Source organism: Desulfuromonas acetexigens, from assembly GCF_900111775.1.
GTDB classification, from domain to species: Bacteria; Desulfobacterota; Desulfuromonadia; order Desulfuromonadales; family Trichloromonadaceae; genus Trichloromonas; species Trichloromonas acetexigens.
In genome coordinates, this window is sequence record NZ_FOJJ01000031.1 from 1 (window position 1) to 1,234 (window position 1,234).

Genomic DNA, 1,234 nt, shown 5'->3' on the forward strand with positions numbered 1-1,234 from the left:
TGGGTTGTCGCCAAACAACCAATCTACCCTCAGGAGATGACGCTTTGGATCAGAGTGTAGCAGAGACTGTTTCATGTCAGAACCAAATTAATTCGTTTTTTGACCATCAGCGTGTCGCTTTACTCTTGAAGCAAAGCAACATGGCCAAGCAGTGCGGCATTGCACCCGTCGCGGTGATGCGGTTTATCTTCTGCCTGGCTTTCACCGGCAAGAATCTGTTCCGCTATTTGCAGGCCGATCCTGCCGGGAACGAAATCGGCAAGGACACCGTGTACCGATTTCTCAATTCGGTCAACGCCAACTGGCGCAAGTTCCTGCATCTGTTGAGTGCCGCAGTGATCCGCAAGCAGATTCTGCCGCTGACGTCGGAGCAGACGCCGAAGGTTTTCATCGTCGATGACTCGCTCTACAACCGTAACCGCAGCAAAAAAGTGGAGCTTCTGGCCCGTGTCCACGATCATAACGAGAATCGCTACTACCGCGGGTTCCGGTTGCTGACGCTGGGCTGGTCCGATGGCTCCACCTGTGTGCCGGTATCGTTCAGCCTGCTGAGCTCCGCCAAGGAGAAAAATCGCCTGATGCCGATGGCCGAGATCGACAAACGGACCAACGGTTTCAAGCGCCGGGCCGAGAGTCTGCGCAAGGCTCCGGAAGCGCTCAAGGACCTGGTGATGCAAGCCCGCCATAGCGGCATCACCGCCGATTACTTGCTCTTCGACAGTTGGTTCGCCTTCCCGGCAACGATCCTCGGGCTGCTCCAACAAAAGCAGCAGGTCATCTGCATGCTCAAGGCCATGAAGACCATCACCTACGGCTATCAGGGGTTCGATCTCACCCTCGGCGATCTGTACAAAAGCGTCCGCAAGCGCAGCGGCCGGGCGAAGATTCTGGCCTCGGTTCTTGTTGAGCTGGGCACGGATGACCAGGGGAAGGCCGTCATGGCCAAGATCGTCTTCGTCCGAAATCGCAGTACCAGAAAGTGGCTGGCATTGCTGTCCACCGATGTCACCCTTGCCGACGAAGAGATCGTCAAGCTCTACAAGCGGCGCTGGGACATCGAGGTGTTTTTCAAAATTACCAAGAGCTATCTGCGGTTAGCCAAGGAATTTCAGAGCCGCAGCTACGATGCGCTGGTCGCCCATACGACGATTGTTTTCTCCCGCTATATCATGCTGGAGGTTGCCCGGCGCACGCACAACGATCCGCGCACCCTGGGAACCTTGTTTCATGCCGG

The 1,234-nt window shown here is 56.2% G+C and carries 1 protein-coding gene; it reads left to right on the forward strand.

Annotated elements, in window-relative coordinates; genetic code table 11:
- Window positions 1–44: 44 nt before the first annotated feature.
- A partial coding sequence (locus tag BQ4888_RS10720; protein ID WP_240746444.1) for an IS4 family transposase occupies window positions 45–1,234 on the forward strand: 1,190 nt, incomplete at its 3' end.